Genomic DNA, 6,387 nt, shown 5'->3' with positions numbered 1-6,387 from the left:
GGACGCCGCGTCACCCGGACGGACATGACGACAGGTAAAAGTGAGATCATCGCCGGCTTGTATGAGGGAAGACCGTTTAATGCACCCAACGACATTACCATTGATGAGAAAGGACGAATCTATTTCAGTGACCCCCGGTATCTCGGACATGAGCCGATAGATCAGCCAATCATGGCGGTATACCGGATTGATCCAGATGGCTCAATTCACCGCATTGTCACCGATGCGGGCAAGCCGAACGGTGTCGCGGTGTCGCCCGACCAAAAGTCACTATATGTGGTCAGCAATGACAACGGAATGACCGGCATTGGTCGAATACCCGAAGAGACACCGCTTCATAGAGGGCGTATGGCCTTGCTGGCGTACGATTTAGCGGAAGACGGAATTGCTATGTTTCGGAAAGTATTGGTTGACTACGCGCCACAAGATGGACCTGATGGACTGGTCGTCGATGTAGACGGAAACCTTTACGTTGCTGTGCGCGATACCACTCGACCGGGGATCGTTGTCTACTCGCCTGAAGGGGAGGAACTGGCATATATCCCAACGACACCGGAACTTCCGACCAATGTTGCGTTTGGTCGTGGGGATGAGAGCAAAACCCTATATGTTACATCGGGGAACAGCCTCTACCAGATCAAGGTGATGAAAGACGGTTATCACCTACCGGTGCAATAGGAATCAAAGGTAGTTGGGGCGGCATTAATTGGCGCCCCAACTACCGCTCGTATCCAGCCCCAAACAACTTCCCGATCAACCCCCAGCCACTAATTCCTGCGAAAACTATCAGAATCGCTGCTGACACGATCGCGCCGAGCAACATTGGCCACCGTGTTCGATAGGCAGCGGGCAGTTTGAAATTCAAATATAGCGCACCAAGCATCATCAGTGCGATTGATAGGTTCGCCAAGATAAATCCGGCAATCTGCGTGAGAATATCGAACGGAATATTGAGCCAAACAATGACAAACGTGGTTATAAAGATATAGACACAGACATAACGCCGAATTTTATCGTAATTCCACTCTCGGTTGGGCCAAATCGCTTGGAAAAATTCTTGCGATACACGAGCGTAGATTTCAGGCAGCGCCTGCAAAGTACCCCAAAGTGCTGCGATAATACAGATGTAGTAGACCCAGATCAGCGATCCGTGGATATTGCTCCAGACATGGCGTTGTTCGGTGAGCAGGCTCCATCCTTTAAACTCACTCTGGAGTGGGTAGAGAACAGCGGCACCGGACAACATGAACGCTGCCGTTACAATGAACAGAACGACTGCTCCCATGCCAACGTCCCATCGCAACGGCGCAACAATTTTCCGTAACCGACTGACCTGCTCCGGATCATCAGGCAGATAATCAATCTTATCGTGTGTGAAAGCGTGCCGTTGAATCGCTTCGATTTTTTGGTGACCAGTCATCCCCCAACGATGTATTCCTACCCAGTTGGCATAGACAATGTACCCCATCACCGAACCGCCTACGTAAGCGAATGCCGTTGCCATCGTCAGGAGTGGGTTTTGAACGGCATCTTGAGGAGCCCATTCGGGAAACTCCGGCAGTCTTCCAAAGCTGAGACTTCCGATAAACGCTCTTCCCAAATCTGGACGTACCATCAGGGTCCCATGATGAGCTGCTGTTTCTCTAATCTTTCAAATGAGAGCCGCAAGCCAAACGCGAGGGCAAAGCCGATGAAGCAACACGTAATAATGTTCTCATAAGTCACTTCCGAGATAGATGTTGGCAACATGCCACTAATAAAAAAGTGAAACAGATCCCCGCACGGCTTTGCAATCGGCACCCAAGCTAACGGTGCCCCAATCATCTCCATCAACATGATTGCAATCAGCAGCCAACCACGCGGTCCCGGCAGCCGCACAAGCCGATGCCCGATATATTCTCCACTGACCGCTGTGTAGCGTCCGAGCAGGTAGGTGACGAAGACTCCCTTGACAACGCAGCTCAAAAGCACGAGCCATAGCAGTCCATAGCGTGCCCATGCCCCTGCCCTGACGACGACAATAGTTTCACCGGCACCGATGCTGACCGACGCCACGATCGCTGCGGGTCCAAAAACGGCGAGCAATCCGAACACTTTGTTCATCGACCACGGTTGAGAGAACACGCCGCTGATAGGTGGCACTTCAACTTTGCCGATATCTTCTTCGGTCTCCTGAACAGTTTCTCTATTGTCCATGTCCTTCCTCTGACTGCTCCCAAAGATGAATCTTTGGGGGTCTTAATAGACTTATTGGTAGATATTAGAATCTCCATGCTATTTTCTTGATTCGACGAGATGTGCCTTGACAACCAAGGTCTTACCATCTTTCCACAAGCGTTTTACGTCTCCGTGTGTCCCACGGCGACGTTTCTCAAGTTTATCGCAGCGTTGAGATCTCTGTCTTGCGTATGACCACAAACACTGCAATGGTAGGTTCTATCTGATAGGGACAAGTTGCTATCGACTGCACTACAAGCCGAGCAAGTCTTACTAGACGGGTAGAAGGTATCTGCTTCTACAATCTTGACGCCAATACGTTCTGCTTTGTATTTTAGCATAGACAGAAAACTCGACAACGAAGCGTCCGATAACGCCTTTGCAAGTCTGTGGTTTTTCAACATACCTGCAACATTTAGCGACTCAATCCCAATACGACTCGCACCGTTGACGATAGCCGTTGTTGCCTTGTGTTGGGCGTCTTGTCGAATACAGGTGATACGGTAATGTAGCTTGGTAAGTTTCGCTTGGGTCTTACGCCAATTACGACTGCCTTTCTCCCTTCGGCTCAACTGACGTTGCAACCGTTTTAGCTTGCGCTCGTAACTCTTTAAGGCTTTCGGATTCTCGTAGTACACACCTTCGGACGTGACCGCCAAGTGCTTAATACCTACGTCCACACCAACGACGGGGTGCTGTCGAACATCAGGTATAGAATCGGCTTTGAATGTATCCACAACGATAGCAGCGAACCACCGGTGTCCATGCTTAGAGATAACGACCTTACAGATAGTACCAAGGAAGTGAAGGGGTTCACATAAGCGGACCCAACCAATTTTAGGTAGTTTTATACGCTGTCCTTCGACTTGGGTTTCTCCTTTACCTGCAACGGCTTGGTAATTCTGACCATGGAACCGATGCTTGAACTTCGGAAAACGATTCTGACCGGACTTCCAACGGCCTATAGCGTCCTTGAGGTTATTGTAGATAGCACATTTCGACACGGTTTGCGACATCTCCTTCGCCCATGGGTACTGATCATTTTTAACGGCGTTAAAACGGTGTTGAAGGTCTATATGACTGTGCCAGTCCCCTTTAGCCAAGCCTGCTTTGAAATCGGCTAAGGCATGATTGTAGGCAACACGGGCGTAACCACAATGTTGAGCAGATTGGGTTGCCTGAACGTTGTTTGGATTTAACGCTATCTTATGAGCTTTTAACATTGGGATTGTCTTTCCGTCGTTCGTTGCCTATGTCGTAGGGTGTAGGGGACTCTACCAAGCGGTAGAGCGACATTCCCCTACTGAAAGACAACACAATTATACCAGTTTTGGCTGCAATATCAACACGTTTTTAACGAAAGCACGATGCCACCAAGGGTGGCCCCAAAGCGAAAGCATTAGGATTGTTTCTAGTTAGCCTTCATTTCAAAAGCAAATCTTCTACTTCCTTCTTTTATATATGTAGACTTTTATATATGTAGAGGAAATCTGCTTTGGGATTTTGAAAAAACGATGTCGGCTATATTAGCATACATCCGAAACCGTGTCTATTAAAAAAGAATGCCGCGACTTGTATTTACAGCGACAAGTTTTAGTGTCGATTTTGGCTGCAATTTGTGCTAAAATAGCATTATCGTTAGAGCGTATCCGAGTAACAAATCTCTCCTCAATGACATTTTCGGGGAAGGTTAAACACATACATCGTACATATCAAAGAATGAGAATTACGCGAATAGGAGAAAATTTATGAACTATCCTACTTATGAATCAATTGGTGTACGACCACTGATCAATTGTCGTGGTACTTTTACAATTATAAGCGGCTCGATCATTCTCCCCGAAGTCCGCGAAGCAATGGTCCGTGCTTCACAACGTTATGTCAATATCGATGAACTGATGGAAAGGGTCGGGATACGCATTGCCGAGTTGATGGATTGTGAATGGGGGTTGGTCACCGATGGCTGTGCTGCGGCGTTGTGTCAAGTCACAGCGGCTTGTGTGGCTGGAAGACTAGTGGTATGAAAAACGAGGTTATTGTCCAAACCTGCCATCGGAACGTCTATGACCATGCAATCCGTATGGTCGGTGTCAAGATGATTGAGGTTGACACGAAAGACGAGCTCAAAGCTGCCCTCAATGAGCGGACTGCGATGCTCTTCGTTTTCGGAGATGCCGAGGAACGAGGTCAGATAACGACAAAAGAAATGGCAGAAATTGGTCACGCACATGGCGTTCCGACCTTTGTGGACGCGGCAGCAGAACGACCCGATGTGCCCAATTGGTATCTTAAGCAGGGTGCTGATGCCGTCGCCTATAGTGGTGGCAAATGCCTTCGAGGACCTCAAGCCTCTGGCTTGGTTTTAGGGCGCAAGGATTTACTTCAGGCGGCTTTTCTCAATGGCGCACCCCATCATGCACTGGCACGTCCAATGAAAGCTGGTAAAGAGGAAATCATGGGGCTATTGGCAGCGGTGGAGCAGTGGATAGAAAGAGATCATAAAGCAGAATGGAAAGAATGGGAGCGATGGTTGGGAGTTATTACGGACATTGTGAAAGATTTTGACTCCGTGACGACTACAATCCGTGAACGTGGTAGCAGATCGAATGTCGCACCGGTGCTTGAGATCAACTGGGATGCCGAGACAGTAGGAATCAACGGCACAGCGGTCGCAAGTCAGCTGTCGGCAGGTGAGCCTCGGATTGAACTCAACGGCAATGAGAACGGTATTTCTATCATGCCCTACATGATGGAAGAAGGCGAAGACGAAATTGTTGCAGCTCGGATTGGTGAAGTTCTCAATTCGTCTCAGAAGTAAGGAGCAGGCCTATGTATGATTTGAATGGTGAGTGGGACATGCGGATTCAATTCCTTTCGGGAGAGGCGCAGCACAGTCTACGACTCGAGCAGGATGGTGAAGTATTAAGCGGAACTTATCGCTCTCAATACAGTGCGGAACCATTACAGGGAACTGTGGAGGGAAATGTCGTGCAGATACAGACAGATATTCGCTATGAGGGTCAGGGTGTGGGGTATCGCTTTGAAGGCATCATCAACAAGGATGAAATTCAGGGGGACCTAGACCTAGGTGAGTACTGGCATGCGTCATGGAAGGCTAAGAAGCGATAATGATTGTATCGGCAATAGACTCAACGTGCGGGGCTGCTATGATCGAACATCCACAACGTTTCATCTGGTTCTGTAGCACAGAATACGTTGCCCAACACCCTGATTCATTGAAAAAACTCAGGGATGAAATCGGACTGACTACCATTATGCCCGAAAGTTCGGTCTGCCACACATCAGGATTTCGTGCGTCAGGCGAAATTGCCCGGCGGGGACCGTTTGAGGATTGGCGCGCCCGCGAGGCGTTGTGGCCGAAGGCAAAAGACGGCATCTACCCGCCGGTAGCCGGCACGGTAGGTGGCTTTGATGATACGCCGTTGTTGCGTGTTATCGAGGCGTGCCGTGAGGCTGGTATTGAGATTTGGGGACATCTCGGCTTGTGGAGCTACGGGGGTGATGTCTATCCAGAATACGCTATGATAGACATCTTCGGTAAACCCCTCGACACGCGCTACAAGCAGTGGGGGATCGGTCTGTGTCCGAGCCGTAGGCGGATCAACGAGTGGACTCGTGATTGTCTGGTCGACGTAATCAAACGCTATGACATAGATGGGTTTGACGTGGACCATGCGCGCTATCCTGCGCCAGCCAATATATCTGGACTTTTCGCGTGTGCGTGCGAGGCGTGCCAAGAGGAGGCCCTTCGACTTGGCTACGATTTTCACTCGATGAAAGAAGGACTACTCCAATTTCATCGAGCCTTGAATCATCTAACACAGGAGCGGTTACTCACAGCTTTAGAAATCAATCTGAATTTTTGGGATTTTCTTTCCTACATTGGCGACAATTACGCGGTGTTGGAGTGGCTAAAATTCCGTGCGGTTATTTTGGCGGAGCGGATGCGAGAGTTTCGAGATGCGGTGCGGCGTGTTGCTGGATCAGAGAAGGTGTTTGGTAGTGATGTATTTCCTCCCTCTATTGCGCTCTTGGGTGGGCATCTCTACGCTGAATGGGAAGTTGCGACCGATTATCTCACCGGCGGAAGTTCGTTTGGCGGAGTCGTCGGATGGGCGACAACGGTGACCAACCTAGCAACCGAGTGGG

At 49.4% G+C, this 6,387-nt stretch carries 8 protein-coding genes; 5 read left to right on the top strand and 3 right to left on the bottom strand.

Annotated elements, in window-relative coordinates:
• Window positions 1–678, top strand: a 678-nt coding sequence (locus J4G02_22510) for an SMP-30/gluconolactonase/LRE family protein (protein ID MCE2397284.1), incomplete at its 5' end; no start/stop codon positions are given.
• A 40-nt stretch (window positions 679–718) separates the two neighbouring features.
• Here J4G02_22510 and J4G02_22505 read toward each other — a convergent pair.
• The 3 genes from J4G02_22505 to J4G02_22495 all read right to left on the bottom strand — a co-directional run bounded on the left by J4G02_22505 (window position 719) and on the right by J4G02_22495 (window position 3,440).
• Window positions 719–1,615, bottom strand: coding sequence for a hypothetical protein (locus tag J4G02_22505; GenBank protein ID MCE2397283.1), 897 nt, complete (start codon window positions 1,613–1,615; stop codon window positions 719–721).
• Window positions 1,615–2,196: a hypothetical protein gene (locus J4G02_22500; protein ID MCE2397282.1), complete on the bottom strand. Its 582-nt coding sequence runs from the start codon at window positions 2,194–2,196 to the stop codon at window positions 1,615–1,617. The genes J4G02_22505 and J4G02_22500 overlap by 1 nt, the downstream gene beginning before the upstream one ends.
• Window positions 2,197–2,339: 143 nt before the next feature.
• Complete coding sequence (locus J4G02_22495; protein MCE2397281.1) at window positions 2,340–3,440, bottom strand: transposase; 1,101 nt, start codon at window positions 3,438–3,440, stop codon at window positions 2,340–2,342.
• Window positions 3,441–3,965: 525 nt separating this feature from the next.
• On the opposite strand from J4G02_22495, the gene J4G02_22490 reads away from it, so the two are divergent.
• The 4 genes from J4G02_22490 to J4G02_22475 all read left to right on the top strand — a co-directional run.
• Window positions 3,966–4,241: a hypothetical protein gene (locus tag J4G02_22490; protein MCE2397280.1), complete on the top strand. Its 276-nt coding sequence runs from the start codon at window positions 3,966–3,968 to the stop codon at window positions 4,239–4,241.
• Window positions 4,238–5,035, top strand: a complete 798-nt coding sequence (locus J4G02_22485; GenBank protein MCE2397279.1) for an aminotransferase class V-fold PLP-dependent enzyme — start codon at window positions 4,238–4,240, stop codon at window positions 5,033–5,035. The genes J4G02_22490 and J4G02_22485 overlap by 4 nt, the downstream gene beginning before the upstream one ends.
• A gap of 11 nt (window positions 5,036–5,046) precedes the next feature.
• Complete coding sequence (locus J4G02_22480) at window positions 5,047–5,346, top strand: hypothetical protein (GenBank protein MCE2397278.1); 300 nt, start codon at window positions 5,047–5,049, stop codon at window positions 5,344–5,346.
• 38 nt (window positions 5,347–5,384) lie between these two features.
• The coding region (locus J4G02_22475) for a hypothetical protein (GenBank protein ID MCE2397277.1) at window positions 5,385–6,387 on the top strand (1,003 nt) is incomplete at its 3' end.

The sequence above is a fragment of the Candidatus Poribacteria bacterium genome (assembly GCA_021295755.1).
GTDB lineage: Bacteria > Poribacteria > WGA-4E > WGA-4E > PCPOR2b > PCPOR2b.
The sequence above is the reverse complement of the archived record's forward strand: the minus strand, read 5'-3'. Positions and strand labels throughout refer to the sequence as shown.

What these genes read in the sequence shown, in the direction of transcription:
- J4G02_22490 (MCE2397280.1), top strand. Translation starts at nt 3,966, where the DNA reads ATGAACTATCCTACTTATGAATCAATTGGTGTACGACCACTGATCAAT.
- J4G02_22480 (MCE2397278.1), top strand. Translation starts at nt 5,047, where the DNA reads ATGTATGATTTGAATGGTGAGTGGGACATGCGGATTCAATTCCTTTCG.
- J4G02_22500 (MCE2397282.1), bottom strand. Translation starts at nt 2,196, where the DNA reads ATGGACAATAGAGAAACTGTTCAGGAGACCGAAGAAGATATCGGCAAA.
- J4G02_22485 (MCE2397279.1), top strand. Translation starts at nt 4,238, where the DNA reads ATGAAAAACGAGGTTATTGTCCAAACCTGCCATCGGAACGTCTATGAC.
- J4G02_22505 (MCE2397283.1), bottom strand. Translation starts at nt 1,615, where the DNA reads ATGGTACGTCCAGATTTGGGAAGAGCGTTTATCGGAAGTCTCAGCTTT.
- J4G02_22495 (MCE2397281.1), bottom strand. Translation starts at nt 3,440, where the DNA reads ATGTTAAAAGCTCATAAGATAGCGTTAAATCCAAACAACGTTCAGGCA.